Origin of the sequence: Kocuria sp. CPCC 205260 (assembly GCF_040981045.1) — a bacterium.
In the GTDB taxonomy this organism is placed as follows: Bacteria; Actinomycetota; Actinomycetes; order Actinomycetales; family Micrococcaceae; genus Kocuria; species Kocuria palustris.
The window spans coordinates 321,324-341,386 of sequence record NZ_JAVKPT010000002.1; the positions used below are offsets into that span (position 1 = coordinate 321,324).

General features: G+C 69.4%; 17 protein-coding genes, 2 tRNA genes and 1 pseudogene. 16 read left to right on the forward strand and 4 right to left on the reverse strand.

Annotation, left to right across the window (positions count from 1 at the left end; all coding sequences use genetic code 11):
- Positions 1–4: 4 nt before the first annotated feature.
- The 10 genes from recF (at position 5) to RF645_RS06220 (ending at position 10,374) form a co-directional block, all read left to right on the forward strand.
- Positions 5–1,192 carry a DNA replication/repair protein RecF gene (gene recF, locus RF645_RS06175; protein WP_368818770.1) on the forward strand — a complete coding sequence of 396 codons (1,188 nt, stop codon included), beginning with the start codon at positions 5–7 and terminating at the stop codon, positions 1,190–1,192.
- Entirely contained in the window at positions 1,192–1,794 is a 603-nt protein-coding gene (locus RF645_RS06180; protein WP_029643504.1) for a DUF721 domain-containing protein, read from the forward strand. The genes recF and RF645_RS06180 overlap by 1 nt, the downstream gene beginning before the upstream one ends.
- Before the next feature lie 326 nt (positions 1,795–2,120).
- Positions 2,121–4,280, forward strand: coding sequence for a DNA topoisomerase (ATP-hydrolyzing) subunit B (gene gyrB / locus RF645_RS06185; RefSeq protein WP_200860735.1), 2,160 nt, complete (start codon positions 2,121–2,123; stop codon positions 4,278–4,280).
- 150 nt (positions 4,281–4,430) lie between these two features.
- Positions 4,431–7,070, forward strand: coding sequence for a DNA gyrase subunit A (gene gyrA, locus RF645_RS06190; protein WP_368818771.1), 2,640 nt, complete (start codon positions 4,431–4,433; stop codon positions 7,068–7,070).
- Positions 7,067–7,603, forward strand: coding sequence for a DUF3566 domain-containing protein (locus RF645_RS06195; protein WP_206390498.1), 537 nt, complete (start codon positions 7,067–7,069; stop codon positions 7,601–7,603). Before gyrA ends, RF645_RS06195 begins: the two co-directional genes overlap by 4 nt.
- Positions 7,604–7,732: 129 nt before the next feature.
- Positions 7,733–7,806, forward strand: a tRNA-Ile gene (locus tag RF645_RS06200).
- Positions 7,807–7,841: 35 nt separating this feature from the next.
- Positions 7,842–7,970, forward strand: a complete 129-nt coding sequence (locus RF645_RS06205) for a hypothetical protein (RefSeq protein ID WP_006214392.1) — start codon at positions 7,842–7,844, stop codon at positions 7,968–7,970.
- Between the two features lie 22 nt (positions 7,971–7,992).
- Positions 7,993–8,065: transfer RNA gene (locus RF645_RS06210), tRNA-Ala, on the forward strand.
- A gap of 83 nt (positions 8,066–8,148) precedes the next feature.
- Complete coding sequence (locus RF645_RS06215) at positions 8,149–8,955, forward strand: PIG-L family deacetylase (protein ID WP_368818772.1); 807 nt, start codon at positions 8,149–8,151, stop codon at positions 8,953–8,955.
- A gap of 138 nt (positions 8,956–9,093) precedes the next feature.
- On the forward strand, positions 9,094–10,374 hold the full coding sequence (locus RF645_RS06220; protein ID WP_368818855.1) for an Nramp family divalent metal transporter: 1,281 nt from the start codon (positions 9,094–9,096) through the stop codon (positions 10,372–10,374).
- Positions 10,375–10,499: 125 nt separating this feature from the next.
- On the opposite strand, the gene RF645_RS06225 is transcribed toward RF645_RS06220, so the two are convergent.
- Positions 10,500–11,381 carry a hypothetical protein gene (locus RF645_RS06225; protein WP_368818773.1) on the reverse strand — a complete coding sequence of 294 codons (882 nt, stop codon included), beginning with the start codon at positions 11,379–11,381 and terminating at the stop codon, positions 10,500–10,502.
- 199 nt (positions 11,382–11,580) lie between these two features.
- Between RF645_RS06225 and RF645_RS06230 the strand changes: the two genes are divergently transcribed.
- From RF645_RS06230 to RF645_RS06250, 5 genes and pseudogenes are all read left to right on the forward strand, one after another.
- Positions 11,581–12,123, forward strand: a complete 543-nt coding sequence (locus RF645_RS06230) for a peptidylprolyl isomerase (RefSeq protein WP_024289487.1) — start codon at positions 11,581–11,583, stop codon at positions 12,121–12,123.
- 162 nt (positions 12,124–12,285) lie between these two features.
- On the forward strand, positions 12,286–13,092 hold the full coding sequence (locus RF645_RS06235) for a rhomboid family intramembrane serine protease (protein WP_368818774.1): 807 nt from the start codon (positions 12,286–12,288) through the stop codon (positions 13,090–13,092).
- 321 nt (positions 13,093–13,413) lie between these two features.
- A pseudogene (locus RF645_RS06240) lies at positions 13,414–13,701 on the forward strand (ATP-binding cassette domain-containing protein); the annotation flags it as partial.
- Between the two features lie 104 nt (positions 13,702–13,805).
- A complete protein-coding gene (locus RF645_RS06245) occupies positions 13,806–14,795 on the forward strand; it encodes an ABC transporter permease (RefSeq protein ID WP_259870021.1) in 990 nt (329 codons plus the stop codon).
- On the forward strand, positions 14,680–15,831 hold the full coding sequence (locus tag RF645_RS06250; protein WP_368818856.1) for a globin domain-containing protein: 1,152 nt from the start codon (positions 14,680–14,682) through the stop codon (positions 15,829–15,831). Before RF645_RS06245 ends, RF645_RS06250 begins: the two co-directional genes overlap by 116 nt.
- Here RF645_RS06250 and RF645_RS06255 read toward each other — a convergent pair.
- Positions 15,759–17,150, reverse strand: coding sequence for a benzoate/H(+) symporter BenE family transporter (locus RF645_RS06255; protein ID WP_368818775.1), 1,392 nt, complete (start codon positions 17,148–17,150; stop codon positions 15,759–15,761). The two genes, RF645_RS06250 and RF645_RS06255, sit on opposite strands and share 73 nt — an antisense overlap.
- Positions 17,151–17,351: 201 nt before the next feature.
- Here RF645_RS06255 and RF645_RS06260 point away from each other — a divergent pair, with 201 nt between their 5' ends.
- Entirely contained in the window at positions 17,352–18,218 is an 867-nt protein-coding gene (locus RF645_RS06260; RefSeq protein ID WP_368818776.1) for a helix-turn-helix transcriptional regulator, read from the forward strand.
- A gap of 38 nt (positions 18,219–18,256) precedes the next feature.
- On the opposite strand, the gene RF645_RS06265 is transcribed toward RF645_RS06260, so the two are convergent.
- Both RF645_RS06265 and RF645_RS06270 read right to left on the reverse strand, forming a co-directional pair.
- A complete protein-coding gene (locus RF645_RS06265; RefSeq protein ID WP_368818777.1) occupies positions 18,257–19,300 on the reverse strand; it encodes an intradiol ring-cleavage dioxygenase in 1,044 nt (347 codons plus the stop codon).
- A gap of 147 nt (positions 19,301–19,447) precedes the next feature.
- Positions 19,448–20,062, reverse strand: a complete 615-nt coding sequence (locus tag RF645_RS06270) for a TspO/MBR family protein (protein WP_368818778.1) — start codon at positions 20,060–20,062, stop codon at positions 19,448–19,450.
- Between the last annotated feature and the right edge of the window lies 1 nt (position 20,063).

Here is a 20,063-nt window from a genome sequence, read left to right on the forward strand (position 1 = left end):
CTGCGTGCACGTCGACTCCCTCTCCCTCGCGGACTTCCGCAGCTATGAGCAGCTCCAGCTCGAGCTGACCCCCGGGATCACGGTCCTGCTGGGGCCCAACGGGGTGGGCAAGACCAACGTGGTCGAGGCGATCGACTACGCCGCCACGCTGGCCTCGCATCGGGTCAGCGGCAATGCCCCGCTGCACCGAGCAAGCACCGAGCGCGCCATGATCCGCACGGGGATCCGCAGGGCCGGGCACCGCACGAACCTCGAGTTCACTCTGAGCGAGGGCCGTGCTCCCACGGTGCGGATCAACCGAGGCGGCTCGGTCCGCGCCCGAGAGGCCCTGGGCATCCTGCGCACCGTGCTGTTCTCCCCGGAGGACCTCGCGCTGATCAAGGGCGAGCCCTCCGGGCGCCGGGCGTTCCTGGACGTGCTGGGCTCCTCCATGCGTCCGGCCCTGGCCGGGGTCATCTCCGACTACGAGAAGACCGTGCGCCAGCGCAACGCCCTGCTGAAATCGGCGCGGAAGGCCGGGCGCTTCACCCAGGCGCACGAGGCCACTCTCAGCGCGTGGAACGACCAGCTGGCGACCTATGGGGCCGCGGTCCTGCAGTCTCGTCTGCAGCTCGTCCTCGCTCTCGAGCCCGAGGTCCGCCGCGCCTACAGCAGCCTCTCCGACGGTCCCCGGATGCCTCGGCTGCGGTACCGCTCCTCGATCCTCCCGGAGAGCGCAGACGGTCGGGTCGATCAGCTTGCCCATTTCAGCACCGCGGATCTGCGCGAGCTGATGCTCCAGGCCTGCGCGGAGGCCCAGGACCAGGAGATCGAGCGGGCGGTGTCCCTGGTGGGACCGCATCGCGACGAGCTCGAGATCCAGCTCGGCGATCTGCCGGCCCGCGGCTACGCCTCCCACGGCGAGATGTGGTCCTGCGCCCTGTCCCTGCGGCTGGGCTCCTGGTACGTGCACCTGGATGACGACCGCTCCGAGGGCTCCTCCCCCGTGCTGATCCTCGACGACGTCTTCGCCGAGCTCGACGCCCAGCGCCGCAGCCGCCTGGCCGACATGGTCTCGGAGGCCGAGCAGGTGCTGGTGACCGCCGCCGTGGAGGAGGACGTCCCGCAGGAGCTGCTGGATGCCGATTCGGGGCTCACCCTGGTGCGCGTGAGCCCGGGCAAGGCCGTCGTCGATCCCGGATCCCGCACGTGATCCCCGCCCAGCAGCCGCGCGCCGAGCGCGACCGCGACATCGTCGATCCGGCCGCCGCCGCCCTGATGCGCGTGCGCCGGGGCGCCGAGGCCCGCGGCGAGGGACGGCTTCACGGCGCTGCGGCCAAGGCCAACCTGCGCAGCTTCGGCGCTGCCATGGAGGCGCTCACCGCCAGTCCCGTGCGCCGCCGGGACGCCGAGCGCGATCCGCGGCAGCTGGGCGGCTATTCGGGCGCCGGAGACTCGCCGCGGGATCCGCAGGGCATCGGCGGGGTCATGGATCGCCTGGTCTCCGGACGCGGCTGGCGGACCCCGGTCGCCGTCGGGTCGGTCATGACCCTGTGGCCGGAGCTGGTGGGGGCGTACGTGGCCGAGCACTGCGTGCCGGAGTCCTTCGAGGACACCGTGCTGCGCGTGCGATGCTCCTCCACCGCCCAGGCCGCCAACATGCGGATGCTGCAGTCCCAAGTGCTGTCGACCATCGAGAAGCGCCTGGGCCCGGGCATCGTCACGCGCCTGGACATCGTGGGCCCGGCGGCCCCCAGCTGGCGCAAGGGCCGGCGCTCGATCCGCGGCCGCGGGCCCCGCGATACCTACGGCTGATCCGGACCGCCGTCGATCGGCCTCTGCCTCGAGACCGTGGACGGCCTGCAGAGTGCTCGGCACCTCCGGAGACGACTTCCGGGTCAGCGAGCACCCCCGGAGGCACTCCTAGGGGCGTTCTCGTGCCGCTGACAGCGGGTTCAGGCCGTCCCGCACCCGGCATCTGCGCAGATCCGGTATGATGGGCCCGGATTATCGACGCAGCGCATCGAGCGCGCAGACCCCGCGGCCCCCCGAATGCTCCGGTGCGTCCCGCTCGCTCGCTGTCGTCGGGAGTGCTGCCTGCGCCCCGGACCCCGTGCTCCAGGACCCTTGCGGCCTCCATCATGACCATCAGGAGGAACCAGCAGCCCGTGTCAGAGGACAAGAGCACCGAAGGCGGCTACGGCGCCAGCGACATCACCGTCCTGGAGGGCCTCGAAGCGGTCCGCAAGCGCCCAGGCATGTACATCGGATCCACCGGACCGCGGGGCCTGCACCACCTGGTCTACGAGGTCATCGACAACTCCGTGGATGAGGCCCTGGCCGGCCATGCGGATCACATCGAGGTCGTGCTGCGGGCCGACGGCGGCGTGAGCGTCACCGACAACGGCCGCGGCATCCCGGTGGACATGCACCCCACGCAGGGTCGTCCCACGGTCGAGGTCGTCATGACGATCCTGCACGCCGGCGGCAAGTTCGGCGGGGGCGGCTACGCGGTCTCCGGCGGTCTGCACGGCGTGGGCATCTCCGTCGTCAACGCGCTGTCATCGCGCGTGGAGACCGAGATCCGCCGCCAGGGCTACGTCTGGCGCATGGAGTTCGCCGACGGCGGCCGCCCCCAGGGCGAGCTCGAGCGCGGCGAGCAGACCGAGGAGACCGGCACCACGCAGACGTTCTGGGCTGATCCGGAGATCTTCGAGTCCGTCGAGTACGACTTCGAGACCCTGCGCGCCCGGTTCCAGCAGATGGCGTTCCTCAATAAGGGGCTGCGCATCACCCTGACCGACCAGCGGCGCCTGGACGAGTCCGGCGACGAGGTCGCCGGCGAGTCCGCGCGCACCGAGATCATCACCGAGGTCGAGGGCCAGGACGCCTCCGAGGTCCCCACCGCGCAGTCCCCGGAGGCCGGGAGCGGCGCCGAGCAGGCGGAGACGGCCAAGGCTCCGGCGCTGAACACCGTGGGCGTGACCGCCGACGGCCACCGCCGGGTCGTCTACTGCTACGAGCACGGTCTGCTGGACTACGTCCGCTTCATCAACAGCGGCAAGAAGGCCGAGCTGGTCCACGACGAGATCATCGACTTCGAGACCGAGGACGTCGAGCGCTCCATCTCCGTGGAGATCTCCATGCAGTGGACCACCGCCTACAGCGAGTCGGTGCACACCTACGCGAACACAATCAACACGCACGAGGGCGGCACCCACGAGGAGGGCTTCCGCACCGCGCTGACCACGGTGATCAACCGCAAGGCCCGCGAGTTCAAGCTCTTGCGGGACAAGGACGACAACCTCACCGGCGAGGACGTCCGCGAGGGCCTCACCGCGGTCATCTCGATCAAGCTCGGCGACCCCCAGTTCGAGGGCCAGACCAAGACCAAGCTGGGCAACTCCGAGGCCAAGCCGTTCGTGCAGCGCGTGGTCGCCGACGAGTTCGGGGACTGGATCGAGCGCAACCCGAACTACGCCAAGGACATCATCCGCAAGGCCATCGGCGCCTCGCAGGCTCGTCTGGCGGCGCGCAAGGCCCGCGAGACCACCCGGCGCAAGGGGCTGCTGGAGTCCGGCGGCATGCCGGGCAAGCTCAAGGACTGCTCGTCCAAGGACCCGTCGAAGTCCGAGATCTACATCGTGGAGGGCGACTCGGCAGGCGGCTCGGCCGTGCAGGGCCGCGATCCGGCGCACCAGGCGATCCTGCCGCTGCGCGGCAAGATCCTGAACGTCGAGCGGGCCCGCCTGGATCGTGCGCTGTCCAACGCCGAGGTCCAGTCCATGATCACGGCCTTCGGCTCGGGCATCGGCGACGACTTCGACATCGAGAAGGCGCGCTATCACAAGATCGTGCTCATGGCCGATGCCGACGTGGACGGCCAGCACATCACCACGCTGCTGCTGACGCTGCTGTTCCGGTTCATGCGCCCGCTGATCGACCACGGCTTCGTGTACCTGGCGCAGCCGCCGCTGTACCGCATCAAGTGGTCGAACGCGCCGCACGACTACGTCTACTCGGATGCCGAGCGCGATCGCGCCCTGGCGGAGGGCCAGGCCTCGGGCAAGCGGATCCCCAAGGACAACGGCATCCAGCGCTACAAGGGCCTGGGCGAGATGTCCTACACCGAGCTGTGGGACACCACCATGGATCCTGAGCACCGCACGCTGCTGCAGGTGACCATGGAGGACGCCGCCGCCGCCGAGCAGGTCTTCACCATGCTCATGGGCGAGGACGTCGAGTCCCGCAAGGAGTTCATCCAGCAGAACGCCAACGACGTCCGTTTCCTCGACATCTAGTCGCAACGGAGCATATGCCGACTGCGGCATATGTGCCCGTCGCCGCCTCCATGGCGGTGACCGGCGGATCAGTCTCGAGCACCACGGCCCAGCGGCCGAGCAGACGCACAGACGCCCGCGGGCGTCGGGAGAAGGACGGGAAGCGCACGAATGAGCGACGACAGCCAGGTCACCCCGGAGGAGCCGGAGAACCAGCCGGGCACCGAGGTCGAGGCCGCCACGATCACCGGCGATCGCGTGGAGCAGGTCGACCTCCAGACGGAGATGCAGCGCTCCTACCTGGACTACGCCATGGCGGTGATCGTCGGACGAGCCCTGCCGGACGTCCGCGATGGCCTCAAGCCGGTGCACCGCCGCGTCATCTACACGATGTACGACGGCGGCTACCGCCCGGACCGGTCCTTCAACAAGTCGGCCCGCGTGGTCGGCGACGTCATGGGCCACTACCACCCGCACGGCGACTCGGCGATCTACGACGCCCTCGTCCGCCTGATCCAGGACTGGGTCCAGCGCTACCCGCTGGCCCTGGGCCAGGGGAACTTCGGCTCCGCCGGCAACGACGGCGCCGCCGCCCCTCGATACACCGAGACCAAGATGGCTCCGCTGGCAATGGAGATGGTCCGGGACATCCACGAGGAGACCGTCGATTTCCAGGACAACTACGACGGCAAGTCGCGCGAGCCCACCGTGCTGCCGGCGCGGTTCCCGAACCTGCTGGCCAACGGCTCCGCCGGCATCGCCGTGGGCATGGCCACCAACATCCCGCCGCACAACCTGCGCGAGCTCGCCGACGGCGTGCAGTGGTACCTGAAGAACCCGGGGGCCAGCCGCGAGGAGCTGCTCGAGGCGCTGCTCAAGCGCGTCAAGGGCCCGGACTTCCCGGGCGGGGCGCAGATCCTCGGCCACAAGGGCATCGAGGACACGTACCGGACCGGTCGCGGCTCCATCAAGATGCGCGCGGTCGTCTCCGTCGAGGAGATCCACGGCCGCACCTGCCTGGTGGTCACCGAGCTGCCGTACATGGTCAACCCGGACAACCTGGCCATCAAGATCGCGGACCTGGTCAAGGAGGGCAAGATCGGCGGCATCGCCGACATGCGCGACGAGACCTCCGGGCGCACCGGTCAGCGCCTGGTGATCGTGCTCAAGCGCGACGCCGTGGCCAAGGTGGTGCTGAACAACCTCTACAAGCACACCCCGCTGCAGGAGAACTTCTCCGCGAACATGCTGGCCCTGGTGGACGGTGTGCCGCGCACGCTGTCCCTGGACGCCTTCATCTACCACTGGGTGCGCCACCAGATCGAGGTCATCGTCCGGCGCACCACGTTCCGTCTGCGTCAGGCGCAGGAGGAGGCGCACATCCTGGTGGGCCTGCTGAAGGCCCTGGATGCCCTGGACGAGGTCATCGCCCTGATCCGCCGCTCGCCCACCCCGGACGAGGCCCGCACCGGGCTGATGGAGCTGCTCGGGATCGACGAGGAGCAGGCCCAGGCCATCCTCAACATGCAGCTGCGGCGCCTGGCCGCGCTGGAGCGGCAGAAGATCCAGGACCGCTTCGCCGAGCTCGAGCAGATGATCGCTCGCTTCGAGGCGATCATCGCCTCCGAGGACCTGCAGCGCCAGATCGTCTCCGAGGAGCTCGAGGAGACCGTCGAGAAGTACGGCGACGACCGCCGCACCGAGATCCTGTGGGGCTACGACGGCGACATGTCCATGGAGGACCTGATCCCCCAGGAGGACGTAGTCGTCACGATCACCCGCGGCGGCTACGTCAAGCGCACGCGCATCGATCAGTACCGGGCCCAGCGCCGCGGCGGCAAGGGCATCCGCGGAGCGAATCTGCGCGGCGACGACGTCGTCGAGCATTTCTTCACCACCACCACGCACCACTGGATCCTGTTCTTCACGACCCACGGCCGCGTATATCGCACCAAGGCCTACGAGCTGCTCGAGGCCGGTCGCGACGCCAAGGGCCAGCACGTCGCCAATGTCATGGCCTTCCAGCCCGGCGAGCAGATCGCCCAGGTCATGGAGCTGTCGACCTACCAGGACGCCCCGTACCTGGTGCTGGCCACGCGCAGCGGCCTGGTGAAGAAGTCCCGGCTCGAGGACTACGACACCAACCGCACCGCCGGCGTGATCGCGATCAACCTGCGCGAGGGCGACGAGCTGGTCTCGGCCAAGCTCGTGGACTCCGACGACGACATCTTCCTGGTCTCGCGCAACGGCCAGTCCCTGCACTTCCAGGCCGATGACGAGGCGCTGCGACCCATGGGCCGCGCGACCTCCGGCGTGACCGGCATGAAGTTCCGCGATGACGACGAGCTGCTGGCCGCCGACGTCGTGGCGAAGGGCACCGAGAGCTACGTTTTCGTGGTGACCGAGGGCGGCTACGCCAAGCGCACGGCCATCGAGCAGTACCGGCGCCAGGGCCGAGGCGGGCTCGGCATCAAGGTCGCCAAGGTCGGGGATGAGCGCGGCAAGCTCGCCGGCGCCTTGATCGTGGGAGAATCCGACGAGGTCATGGTCGTCATGGCCTCCGGCAAGGTCGTGCGCTCTGCGGTCTCGGAGGTCCCCGCCAAGGGCCGCGACACCATGGGCGTCATCTTCGCCAAGCCTGCCCCCAAGGACTCGATCGTGGGTGTGGCCTGGAATGCCGAGCGCCACATCGAGGACGCGGTCGAGGAAGCCGTCGAGAACGGCACGGCTACGATTGCGGATCCGACAGCCGATGCTGCGGATGAGGATGTCGTAACGTTGGACGAAGTCAACAACGGAGGTAACGAATGAGCCCCGAGGCACGCTCTGGTGCGGCTGGACGTTCGAAGTCCGGCGGCGCTGGTCGGGGATCCTCCCCCAGCCAGACCAAGAAGGCGGACAGCGCCAAGGCGTCGTCGTCCAGCAGCCGCACGCCCCAGCGGTCCTCGACCAAGGGACTGGTGCGGCCCGCGCCGCGCGCCAAGGTGCGCCGCGCGCGCCTGGTCGTGTCGCGCGTGGACACCTGGTCGGTGCTCAAGCTCGCGTTCCTGCTCTCGGTTTCGCTGGGCATCGTGGTGGTCGTCGCGGCCGTGCTGATCTGGATCCTGATGGACATCACGGGTCTGTTCAACGGCATCAACGAGCTCGCCGCCATGCTGGCGGGCCCGGGCGGCAGCACAGAGGTCCAGGAGATCGTCTCCCTGGGGCAGGTAGCGATCTTCGCGACCATCCTCTCGGTCATCAACGTCATCCTGCTGACGCTGCTGTCGGTCATCGCCGCCATGCTCTACAACCTGGCCGCCGGCCTGATCGGCGGCATCGGAGTCACGCTGACCGACGACTGACCTGCGCGGCGCCGATGACGGGGATCCTCGATTGGTCCCGGTCGCGGCGATCGTGTAGAGTCCCTATTCGTTCCGCGACGGACAGACCGCTTGGTCGGTTCGAGCGGACGTGATCGGTCCGCCGGTCACGGGCGTATAGCTCAGACGGTTAGAGCGCTTCGCTGATAACGAAGAGGTCCCAGGTTCAATTCCTGGTACGCCCACGGTTCAACGGCATCCCAGTGCATCGGAGACCGGCATGAAGAACGCTTTCACGGCGATCGTGCTGGTGGTCGGTGCCGCCGGAGCAGGAGTCGCCGCCTGGCGGCTGCGCTCCGCAGATGCCGATCGCGCCGCTTGGCGCGATGCCGCAGATCCCGTCGACTGAGTTCAGCTCGACAGGATGCTCCGGGGGCATGGCGCAATTGGTAGCGCATCTGCTTTGCAAGCAGAGGGTTAGGGGTTCGAGTCCCCTTGCCTCCACCGGATCCCATATCGACGACGGCCCCGCCTGATAACGGGGCCGTCGTCGTGCGCCCGCCACTGATCTCAGGAGCTGCCCCGTCATGGCCGTGATCGCCTTCCTCCATGCCCACCCGGACGACGAGTCCTCGCAGACCACCGGCACCATGGCCCGTGCCGCGGCGGAGGGGCACCGCGTGGTCGAGATCTTCGCGACCAACGGGGACTTCGGCACACCGCTGGAGGCGGCCAATGACGCCCAGGAGGTGCTCTCCGTCGCGGATCACCGGCGCACGGAGGCAGCCGCAGCAGCACGGGTGCTGGGCATCTCCCGAGTGGAGTGGCTCGGCTACCACGACTCCGGGATGACCGGCTGGGAGCAGAACGACGGCGAGGCCTGCTTCCACCGCGCCGACATCGACGAGGCCGCACGGGCCGTCGCCGCGATCCTGGACGACGAGGGCGCGGATGTGCTGGTGGGCTACGACTGGCACGGCGGCTACGGGCATCCCGATCACGTGAAGGTCCATCACGTGGCCCACCGCGCGGCCGAGCTCGCCGCTTCGCGGCCCCGGCTGCTGGAGCAGTCCATGAACCGGGACCGCCTCCGAGCGCTGCGCGAGCAGGCTCTGGCGGCCGGGGCCTCGCCGGACGAGGTCATGGATCCCGACGGCCCCGCCGATGACGGCAACGGCTTCGGCATCCCTGCCTCCCAGCTGGACTGGCAGCTCGAGCTGGACGACGAGCTGCTGGAGCTGAAGCGGCGCACGATGCAGTGCCACGCCTCCCAGGCGGACGTGCAGGGAATGCTGGCGATGCCTCTGGAGCACTTCCGGGCGTTCTTCGGGGTCGAGTCGTACCGGGAGCCGGGGCTCGAACAGGAGCTGTCCTCGCGGTGGCTGTTCGCCTGACGAAGGCGTCGCTGAGACCTGCACGAGCTGCGTTGCCAGCTGATGTTCAGGATCTGGGCATCACCTGAGATACTCATGGCGCAGATCACGTCGTGAGAAGGGTGAGTCATGTCCGCACCGAAGGAATACCTGGGGCCCATGCCCCACATCGATCCGGATGAGCAGCTCACCGCGATCCGCCGGTGGAAGATCATCGGCCCGGGCCTGGTCGTGGCCGGAACGGGTGTGGGCGCAGCCGACCTGGTCGCGACCCTGACGGCCGGCTCGCGCTACGGATACGCCCTGCTGTGGGCGGTCATCGTGGGCACCATCGTGAAGATCGTGCTCGTGGAGGGCGCCGGGCGCTACTCGCTGGCCACCGGCCGCACGATCTTCGAGGGCTGGCGCTCGCTGGGCAAGTGGACGGCGGTCTACTTCGCGCCGTACATCATGATCTGGGGCTTCGTGTACGGGGCCACGGCCATGTCCTCGGCAGCCCTGCCGATCGTGGCGCTGTTCCCGAACACCATGCCGCTGCCGGCCTGGGCCATCCTGATGGGCCTGGCCGGCTTCTTCATGGTCTGGTTCGGCAAGTACGCGCTGGTGGAGAAGCTCACGGCCGTGATGGTCGGCATCATGTTCGTGGTGGTCGTGGGTCTGGCGATCATCGCCGCACCCAACATCCCGAGCATGATCGCCGGTCTGGTGCCCATGATCCCCGAGGGCGGACTGGTCTACACGCTGGCGCTGTCCGGCGGCATCGGCGGCACCATCACCCTGGCGGCCTACGGCTACTGGCTGCGCGAGAAGGGATGGGCCAGCCCCAAGTGGATGCGCGTCATGCAGCTCGACAACACGGTCGCCTACGTGGTCACCGGCATTTTCGTGCTCTCCATGCTGATCGTGGGCGCCGAGGTGCTCTATGCGGCGGGCGTGTCCATCTCCGCGACCGACGCCGGGCTGCTCGATCTGGCCGACGTCCTCAACGATCGCTACGGCCAGGCCATCGGCACAGCGTTCCTGATCGGCTTCTTCGCCGCGTCGTTCTCCTCGGTCGTGGGCGTGTGGTCGGGCGTCTCGCTGATGTTCGCGGACTTCTGGGGCCACCACCGCGATCTGCCCTCGGGTCACCCGGCCACCCGTCCGGGTGGCAAGTACGTGAAGTTCTACCTGCTGTGGATCACGTTCCCGCCCATGCTCCTGCTGCTGCTGGGCCGTCCGATCTTCCTGATCCTGCTCTACGGCGTGCTGGGCGCGCTGTTCATGCCGTTCCTGGCGATCACGCTGTTGGGGCTGCTGAACACCAAGCGCACCCCCGACCGCTGGCGCAACGGCTGGGTCACCAACGGCGTGCTGATCATCTGCGCCGTGCTGTTCACGATCCTGGGCATCTACCAGGTCTGGGACACGATCCAGGACGTGATCGGCTCCTTCGGCTGATCCCCGCCCCGGGGTCCGGCGGCACTCATGCCCCGGCCCCGGCATCCAGGACGACGACGGCCCCCTCACCTTTTCGGTGAGGGGGCCGTGCGGTGTGCGGCCTCAGCCGCTGAAGGCGATCAGGCTCAGGCCTGGCCGTCCTTCTTCTCGTTCTGGGTGCCGTTGATCTGGTCCTTGATCTCGTTGACCGTCTGCTTGGCATCCTCGGTCACGGACTTGGCCGTGTCCTTGACGCTCGAGTCGGCCTTAGCGTCATCGACCTTCACACCCTGGCCGGCGGCCACGGTGGCGGACTTGTCGACCGGGGAGGCCGTCACGCGCGGGGAGGTCGAGGCCGGGGTCTTCCAGGGATCCTGGACCGGACGCGAGGCCTTGAAGGCGGCGGCGCCGGCGACCAGGCCGGTCACGACCAGGCCGAGGACGAGCAGGCCGCGGCCGCCGCCCTTCTGCGCCTTCTTCTGCTGCTTGGCGTAGTCCTTGGACATGCGCGCGGCGGCCTTCTTGGCGTTCTTGACGGCCTTCTTGTTGCCGGTCAGGCGCGCGACGGCGGCCTCGAACTGCTCGGGGGTGTCGGCGTCGGCGAAGCGCTGGGCCAGCTGAGCGGCCGTGGCGTTGTAGCGCTCGGACACGGCCAGCTTGCCGTCGTTGGCGGCCTTCAGAGCCTTGGCGGCCTGCGGGGAGGCCTTCACGGCGGCACCGACTGGAGCGACCTTGGCGGCGACCTTGGCGACCTGCGGGGCCGACTTGGCGGCCTGCACGGCGGCGCGGCTGCGCAGCTCGGAGGTGGCGCCCTTGGCGCTGGCGGCGCCCTGCTGGACGTACGGGGTGGCGGTGTGGATGCCGCCGGCCAGCGAGATCGCGCCGGAGCGCACGCCGTCCTGCAGGCGCGGCGCCAGGGCGCCGATCTCCTTGGCGAGCCAGTCGCCGGCGTCGACGACGCGGTTCTCCACAGCGGCCTGACGCGCGGCGGCTGCCTTGGCGGCCTTCTTCTCTGCCCTCTTGCTCATGGAAGCTCCCTCCTCAGGGGTCTAGGATTCTTGGTCCAGCATACGGGCTGTGCCTGGGATGACCCATGGTGGAGGCCGTCGGGTCACCCATCACTCAGGGAGTTTTCAGCAGACGGCTGTGCTTTTTCACTCGCGGCGGAACGGAACCGTCGTCGTCTCTTCTCCGCGACAAGCGAGCCGGTCATGGGATACTGGGGCCATGACTTCTCTTGCCACCGCTAAGGCGACCATCCACACGAACCACGGCGACATCGTCGTGGAGCTCTTCGGCAACCACGCTCCGAAGACCGTCAAGAACTTCATCGGCCTGTCCGACGGCTCCCAGGAGTGGGTGGACCCGAACACCGGCTCCAAGGGCGAGGGCCCCCTCTACAAGGACATCATCTTCCACCGCATCATCAAGGACTTCATGATCCAGGGCGGCGATCCGCTGGGTCAGGGCGTCGGCGGCCCGGGCTACATGTTCGACGATGAGATCCACCCCGAGCTCAGCTTCGACAAGCCGTACCTGCTGGCCATGGCCAACGCCGGCAAGCGCGGCGGCCAGGGCACCAACGGCTCGCAGTTCTTCATCACCACCTCGACCACCCCGTGGCTCAACGGCAAGCACACGATCTTCGGCGAGGTCGTCGACGATGCCTCCAAGAAGGTCGTCGACGAGCTGAACAGCGTGCGCACCGGCGGCATGGACCGCCCGGTCGAGGACGCCGTCATCACCTCGATCGACATCGAGCAGCTCTGAGCTGCACTCGCAGCACCCGATGATCCCGCGCTCGCGGCGATCGTCGACCCGCAGGGGCCCGGCCGATCGGCCGGGCCCCTGCGCCATATCCGACGGCGCAGGGCCCGCGACGACGGCGCCCCGCCGCCCAGCCAGGACCATCCATCGCACAGGAGCACACCGATGACCCAGGGACCCCACGAGCCGAGCGGCGAGCCCGGATCTCCCCGCGATCCCCGCAGCGACAGCGGCCCGCAGCTGCCGCAGTACGGGCGGATGGCGGACCCGTCGCAGCCTGTTGGGCAGCCGAGCGATCCGCTGCAGGGGGCGTCGTGGCAGGCGGGGCATCCTGAGGCGCGTCAGGCTCGGCCCGCCCCCTCGGTTCCCTCTGTTCGCCAGGCTCGCCGGCGCGGGGGCGCCATGACCGCGACCTGGGTGCTGATCGGGATCAACGTGGCGGTCTACGCGGTGCAGTGGCTGCTGAGCCTGATGGGGATCAACCCCCTGGTGCTGCTGGGCCTGGCCCCCGGCTACGTCTCGCAGGCGCCGTGGACGGTGATCACCAGCGGGTTCTCGCACTCGATATCCAACCCCGCGCACCTGCTGCTGAACATGTACACGCTGTGGATCTTCGGCCGGATGCTCGAGCCGGAGATCGGGCGCGGGCGCTTCCTCACGGTCTATCTGCTCTCGCTGCTGGGCGGAGCGGCGGCGGTGCTGCTGCTCTCGCCCGCCTACACGTTCACCGTGGGGGCCTCCGGCGCGGTCTTCGGGCTGTTCGGCGCCGTGCTCGCCCTGGCGCTGTGGGGCGGGCGGCGCTATCGCGAGAACCTGTCCGGGATCCTCGTGCTGATCGGGTTCAACACGGCCTTCGGCCTGTTCTTCCCCGGCATCTCCTGGCAGGGCCACCTGGGCGGCATCGTGACGGGCATGGTGGTGATGGGCGCGCTGCTGGGACTGCGCGGGCGCGGCCGTCGCCCCCGCGGCTGAGACGCTGTGCACATCGGCTGTCCACAGATTGTGTCCACAGCGGTGGACGAACGCCATTTGTGTAATTCCACAAGTGTGAACAAGCCTGTGGATACCGATCAGGGCGGATCGAGCCCGCACTGTTCGCAGACATGTTCGACTTCTTCACACCTTTCTCCACACCTGTGGATAACTTTGTGAACCGGGTGGGGACGGTCTCGGAGTCATCCCCGGGGCGGGATGCCGATCAGACCGCGCTACCACGACGGGGCGCGGCGACGGGCACGAAGACCAGACCCGGGTCCGATGTGCCGACGATGCCCCGCGGCGCATCGTGGAGCCATGACAAGAGCTGTTCTCCACGCCCATGACCTCGCACAGCACTACGGATCGACGGCCGCCCTGGGCGGGGTGAGCCTCACGATCGCCCCGGGGGAGTCCGTGGCGATCACCGGGCCCTCGGGCTCGGGCAAGACCACGCTGCTCCACGCCCTGGCCGGGATCTCGGTCCCTGATTCCGGGCAGGGCCGCCTCCGCACCGCGGACGGCTCGGTCGCCGTCCAGGAGCTGTCGGCGGAGGAGCGGGCGCGGCTGCGACGGGAGCACTTCGGCTTCGTGTTCCAGCAGGGGCTGCTGCTCGATGAGCTCCGCGACCCTGTCCCGCTCCGGCTCTGCCGTGCCCCCGCCGGCCGTGCTCCGATTGGAGCCACGACTACGCCGAGCCCGGGATGCGGATGCTGTACAGGGCCCTCAGCGCTGTGGCGCCGTGCATTCTCGGCCTGCCGCTCGTGCAGCTCGCTGGCGCTGCGGCCAAGCTGTCCGCGCGGCGGCGCGATGCGCGGCTGTCCTGGCTGCGCCTGCTGGGGGCAGGGAGAGCCATGCTGCATGCCCTCGTGCTCCTCGAGGCGCTTCTCCAGGCTGCGATCGGGCTGCTGGCCGGCCTGGGCATCTACGCGGCGCTGATCCCGGCCCTGGGCGGGCTGCATGTGGACGGTGTGCGGATCGGGGCCGCCGCCCTGGTGCTGCCCTGGTGGGCGATCGCTCTGCGCGTCGCCGCGCTGCTGGGCACGGCCGGTCTCGCCGCGGCCGATGATCGCTGGCAGGTGTGGTTCGGCCTGCACCGGCTGGGCATGCCCGTGGCGCAGATCGATCGGGCCCGTCGCCTGGCGGTGATGCGGCCGCTGCGGGTCCTGCTGGTCATCGCCGTGGGAGCGACCGTGATCGTCCTGTCGCCCATGATCGGGGCAGGGGCGCTGATCTCGCCGATGACTCTGGCGGCCGTCGTCGTCGTGCTCGGAGCCGGTGCGGCCATGCATGATCCCGATCGCCCTGCGGGCCACGAGGCCGGCACTGCGCCGTCGTGCCGAAGGAGGGCCTGCGGGGATGTGAGCCGTCCCCGGGACGGCGGCAACCGGTTGCCGGGGCTTGACCAAGATCAAGCCCCGGCCGCGGCGGCGGTGCAACGATCCAAGGTGCGGCCGGAACCGGCCGTCGGCTCAGCGCCTGCCGCGGGGGACTCCGTCGGCGGCGATGGGGCGAAGCCGTGCACAGGAAGAGGAGCCCATGCTCTCCGAGTCAGCCCGCCCGCTCATCGAAGCCACCGCGCCCGTGATCGCGGAGCGCCTTCCGGACATCGCGCCGAAGTTCTACCAGTCGATGTTCGAGGCGGAGCCGCAGCTGATCGAGGAGGGCATCTTCAGCCGCGCGAACCAGCGCACCGGTGAGCAGCCCCTCGCCCTGGCCGGCTCCGTGGTCGCCTTCGCCACCCACATCCTCAACCACCCGGAGTCCTACCCCGACGAGCTGCTCTCGCGCGTGGCCCATAAGCACACGTCGCTGGGCATCGTGGAGGGGCAGTACCCGATCGTGGAGAAGCACCTGCTGGGCGCGATCGCCGATGACCTGGGCGATGCCCTGACCCCGGAGGCCGCCGCGGCCTGGACCGAGGTCTACTGGCTCATGGCCGATGCCCTCATCAAGCTCGAGAAGGGCCTGTACTCCGAGCAGGCCAACGACAACGTGTTCAACGAGTTCACCCTCGTGGACAAGCGCGCGACCTCGGAGGGCACCTATGTCCTCACCTACGAGCCCGCCGACGACACCCCCATGACCGATGCGGTGGCCGGGCAGTACGTCTCGATCAAGGTGCGGCTGCCCGAGGGCATCGAGCAGTCCCGGCAGTTCACGCTGATCCCGGTCGACAGCCCCCGTCAGCGCCGCCTGGCCGTCAAGCAGGACATGGACGGGGAGGTCTCGCCGGTCGTGACCGCCATGGAGGTCGGCTCCACGGTCAAGCTGTCGAACCCGTACGGCGACGTGGTCCTCACCGGCTCCACCGCCCCGCTCGTTCTGATCTCCTCGGGCATCGGCGTCACGCCCATGGTCGCGTTCCTGGACCGTCTGGTCGCCGAGGGATCGCAGCGCCAGGTCACTGCGTTCCGCGTGGACTCCTCGGACGCGGCGGCGCCGCTGCTCGAGGAGCAGAAGGCCCTCATCGAGAAGCTGCCGGAGGCGCGTTTCGAGCGCTGGACGGTCGAGGAGGGCGAGGCCGACCACATCGGCCGTGCCGACTTCGGTGCCCAGGGCGTTGACGCGGGTGCGGAGGTCTACCTCTGCGGCAGCCTGGACTTCATGAAGGAGACCCGCTCTGCCCTGATCGGCGCCGGCATCCCGGGCAAGCAGATCCGCTACGAGATCTTCGGCCCGGACCTGTGGATGCTCCACGACGACGCCGTGGAGTACCACGCCGACGCCGAGTGACCTCGGTCGGTGAGTGAGTCGAGCCGGCGTGCAGTGATCTCGCACGAGGCCCGCCGCGCCTGGAACCCAGGTGCGGCGGGCCAGCCGAGGCCCAGGTGGTCCTGGGGCTCCAGGACGCGGGAGACGACGTAGCCGAAGAGGATGCCCCAGAACGCGGCGTGGATGTTGAACAGGTCCAGCCCCGAGACCGTGACCACGAAGGTCACCAGGGCGCCGAACGTGAAGCGCGTGGAGAACGCGGTGACGAACGCCCCTTGCAGGGCCTTGATCATCGCGATGCCGCCCAGCGCCAGCACGAAGGCCTCCGGGGTGGCGAGCATGAACCGCGTGAACACCGGGGCGAACAGGGCGAAGACCAGCGAGAGCACGCCGTAGGTGACAGCCGCCGTGTACTGCCGCTGCTTCTGCCCCGATGCCGTCAGGAGCACGTTCGTGGGGCCGGTGACGCAGGCGGAGACCGCGCCGACCGACGCATTGACGATCGAGAAGGCGCCGGAGGCCACGGCGAACGAGTTGATGGGCGGATCGTGCTCGGCCTGGCGCAGCACGGCGATGCCCTGGCCGTTCTGCACCACGAGCACCGTCATCGCCAGCGGCACCAGCAGCTCGAGCTGGGCGGCCAGGGTGAACTCGGGGGCGGTGAAGACGGGCTGGGCCGGCACGCGGCCGTCGGCCTCGAAGCGGAACTGGCCCGTGGCGACCACCATGACCAGCCCGATCAGCAGGGTCCCCAGAACCGGGGGCATGCGCTTGCCGAGGGCGGGCACCGCGGTGAGCAGGACGATCACGATGACCATCGGCAGGGCGATCGCCGGGGCAGAGGTGGAGGCGTCCACGACGTCCGTGCCGAAGCGCAGGAAGATCGCCGCGACCATGGCCATCACGATCGGCATGGGGATCGCGGCCATGGCCCTGCGCACCACACCGGTCATGCCCAGTCCCATGACCAGGACACCCGTGGTGAAGAACGCACCCACGACCTCCGGGAAGGACAGGTGCTGCAGCGACGGCCCCAGCAGCACGGTTCCCGGGATCGACCAGGCGAAGCCTAAGGGGCGGCGGAACAGCAGGGACATGAAGATGGTCGCCAGCCCCGCCGAGAGGAAGATGCCGAAGACCCAGGAAGCGATCTGCTCATCCGACAGCCCGCCGGAGGCACCCACGGCCAGCGTCACGGCGATCGGCCCGGAGGCTGAGAAGATCAGGCCGATCAGGCCGTTGACCGCGTACTCGGGACTGAGGTCGCGCAGCAGCTGCCGAGGCCCGGCGGGGGAGAGGTCGGGCCGCTCGAGGACCGGAGCACGCTGCCGTGTCGACATGGGACTGCCCGGTGGCTGGACGGCGGACGGATTCCGCTCAGTCCACCAGAGCCGGCCCCCCAGCGCACCCCGGCACCTGCGCCCACCTGATCCTGGGTATGGCATACCCAGGATCAGATACTCCGTCCGCGCCGCTGCGACGGCATCATGGAGACAAAGCCGCAGGACCGACGATGAGCACAGCGAGGGAGGACGGCGTCCATGAGCGCAGGCAACGAGTTCGGGGACTTCCTCAAGGCCCGGCGCGCTGCGCTGGCCCCCGACGACGACGGGCCCCGTCGGCGAGTCCCCGGTCTGCGTCGCGAGGAGGTCGCAGCGCGGGCAGGGGTGAGCACGGACTACTACACGCGCCTGGAGCAGGGCCGGCACAAGCGGCCCTCGGAATCGGTGCAGCTCGCCCTGGCCGAGGCGCTCGAGCTGGACCCCACCGCCGCCCGCCACCTGCAGGATCTGGCCCGGGCGCTGGCACTGCCCCAGCGGGCCAGGCCCCCCACGGCGGAGCAGCAGCGCCTCAAGCACTCGCTGCTCGAGACCTTCACCGATCATCCGGCCTTCGTGCGCGGTCGCCGCACGGAGGTCCTGGCCATGAATCCGCTGGCCGCCTCCCTGCTGGCGGACATCCCCGCCCGCGCCCCCGGGCAGCGCAGCCTCATCCACTGGGCCTTCCTGGACCCCGAGGCTCGCGAGAAGTACGTGGACTGGGAGAAGGTCGCCTCCTCCATGGTCGGCACCCTGCGCCTGGATGCCGGGCGCCACCCCGACGATCCCCAGCTGGCTCAGCTCGTGGGGGAGCTGTCTCTGCGCAGCGAGGAGTTCCGCACCTGGTGGGCGGATCACCGGGTGACCGAGCGCCGCGACGGCCTCAAGCGCCTGAACCACCAGCTCGTGGGCCGCATCGATGTGCACTACGAGGCCCTGGAGGTCACCGGCGCGGAGGATCAGACGCTGTTCCTCTACTCCACCGAGAAGGGCTCGGACTCCGAGGCCCGGCTGCGGACCCTGGCATCCTGGCTGGCCGAGAACCAGCCGGGACCAGTCAGTATGCCGATCTCGGAATCCATGAGCTGAGGCTGCGGGAGCCGATGAGGCGGGACCTCGCCGGAGGCTCAGGCCGCAGGTGCAGCGCCGGGGGCGCCGGCCCCGCCGCCCATCGACGGCTCCGTGTTGGTGTCCACGCCCACGGTGATCGACAGGGTGTACCCGCTCTTGGCATCACCGGTCACGGTCGCCAGCTGGGTCTGCCCGCCGTCGTCGCTGAACACGTTGTCCGTGTCCAGGGACAGCGAGGCCATGTTGGTCACCGAGGACTCGTAGCCCGCGGTCGCGTAGGCCTCATCGCAGGTGGCCTGCGGGATCGCGATCTGCGAGATCGACGCCGCGTTGGACTGATCGGTGATCGATGCCTCATCCGGGAAGACCTCGAAGTGGATGTGCGGCCACCGACCCGTGTAGCAGGCGGGGAAGATGCTGGTGAAGGTGACCTTGCCGCTCGAGTCGGCGATCTGCACGCCGCGCAGGTAGTTCTCATCCTCGATGCCCTCGGAGTACATGGAGTACTCGCCATCGCGGTCGCAGTGCCAGACGTAGACAGCAGCTCCGGCCCAGGGCTTGTAGCTGTCGGCCATGTTCACGATGGTCATCTCCAGGGTCATGGGGATGCCCTCGGCCGTGGCGGAGCCGGTGCCGAAGCTCGAGCGGATGTCGCTGCGCACCACGCCGGACTCCTCCAGGACGTCGGGCCCGTTCGAGCCGTCACCGGGGTAGGGGCCGGCGGTCTCATCGGGGATCTCGGAGGCCACGTCGATCGAGGCGTCATCGGTGGGGGTCGCCGAGCTCGTGGCGGAGGCCGACGAGGACGCCGAGGAGGAGCTCGAGGTGGGCGCGCAGGCCGCCAGCCCGAAGGCGGTGGCACCCAGGCCCAGCGCCGAGAGCGCGCTGCGACGGGAGACGAGCGTCTGCAGGTCGAAGGACAGCCCCTGGTCCTGGACTTCGTCCTCGGGCCGCTCGAGCGGGCGCCCCTGGTAGTGCGGCATCCCGTCGATCATCTCGACCCGAGGGTCGTTCTCGTTGTCGGCGGGCGGCTCGGCAGTGGGCTCCTGAGAGGCGGAGTCCTGGGAAGCGGTGTCGCGGCTGCGGCGCAGGAAGAGCACGGCTGCTCCTTCGTGATCGGGGTCCGCCCGGCGCTGCTGCCGGGCTGTCTGATCACGAAGCTACGAGCGGCCCTTGTGCCGAGGTTCGCCTGGACCTGTGCTGGGGCTGTGAGGTGCTGACGGCAGAGAATTCTTCGATCGAGCGGCTCACCGGCGGGGATTGCGCCGCGCGATCGAAGTGCTCAGCGCCGTTGCGAAGCCGCACCACAGGACGTAGGGGACCAGGGCTGCCCCCGCTCCTCGATGGGCGGAGCCCGCACGTCGGCTCAGGTCTGCGCAGCTGAGGGTCAGCACGGCGGCGTGCACCGAGGCCAGTTCGAACTCGCGGGCCCGGAAGAAGGTCCAGCACCAGCCGGCGTTCAGCGCGAGATTCACGGCCAGGGATCGACGCAGCCCGGCGCTGCGACGACTCAGCTGCCGGGACAGCGGGCGGGAGCGCCGCGCGGGGACCCGCGGCCGCTGCGGCGGCACGAGCTCGTGCTCATCGGCCTGCGCTCGCTCGCGGTGCCGGGCGAGGTTCGTCAGCGCCAGCGCCGACGAGCACGCGATGACCGTGTAGAGGCCCGTCCATACGATCGGGAACGCGACTCCCGGCGGCTGCCATGAGGGCTTGTCCAGCTGGGTGCACTCGGGGGAGCGCACCGCCGGACCCGTGGCGAGCGAGCCGATCGCTGCCGTGGTGGTCACGGCGGCGCCGGTGGCCAGCAGCCGGGGTGCCAGGCGCGGTGCGCGCCGGGAGCGGCTTCTGCGCAGGATCTGCACG

What these genes read in the sequence shown, in the direction of transcription:
- gyrB (WP_200860735.1), top strand. Translation starts at nt 2,121, where the DNA reads ATGACCATCAGGAGGAACCAGCAGCCCGTGTCAGAGGACAAGAGCACC.
- gyrA (WP_368818771.1), top strand. Translation starts at nt 4,431, where the DNA reads ATGAGCGACGACAGCCAGGTCACCCCGGAGGAGCCGGAGAACCAGCCG.
- RF645_RS06195 (WP_206390498.1), top strand. Translation starts at nt 7,067, where the DNA reads ATGAGCCCCGAGGCACGCTCTGGTGCGGCTGGACGTTCGAAGTCCGGC.
- RF645_RS06205 (WP_006214392.1), top strand. Translation starts at nt 7,842, where the DNA reads ATGAAGAACGCTTTCACGGCGATCGTGCTGGTGGTCGGTGCCGCCGGA.
- RF645_RS06215 (WP_368818772.1), top strand. Translation starts at nt 8,149, where the DNA reads ATGGCCGTGATCGCCTTCCTCCATGCCCACCCGGACGACGAGTCCTCG.
- RF645_RS06220 (WP_368818855.1), top strand. Translation starts at nt 9,094, where the DNA reads ATGCCCCACATCGATCCGGATGAGCAGCTCACCGCGATCCGCCGGTGG.
- RF645_RS06225 (WP_368818773.1), bottom strand. Translation starts at nt 11,381, where the DNA reads ATGAGCAAGAGGGCAGAGAAGAAGGCCGCCAAGGCAGCCGCCGCGCGT.
- RF645_RS06230 (WP_024289487.1), top strand. Translation starts at nt 11,581, where the DNA reads ATGACTTCTCTTGCCACCGCTAAGGCGACCATCCACACGAACCACGGC.
- RF645_RS06235 (WP_368818774.1), top strand. Translation starts at nt 12,286, where the DNA reads ATGACCCAGGGACCCCACGAGCCGAGCGGCGAGCCCGGATCTCCCCGC.
- RF645_RS06245 (WP_259870021.1), top strand. Translation starts at nt 13,806, where the DNA reads ATGCTGTACAGGGCCCTCAGCGCTGTGGCGCCGTGCATTCTCGGCCTG.
- RF645_RS06255 (WP_368818775.1), bottom strand. Translation starts at nt 17,150, where the DNA reads ATGTCGACACGGCAGCGTGCTCCGGTCCTCGAGCGGCCCGACCTCTCC.
- RF645_RS06260 (WP_368818776.1), top strand. Translation starts at nt 17,352, where the DNA reads ATGAGCGCAGGCAACGAGTTCGGGGACTTCCTCAAGGCCCGGCGCGCT.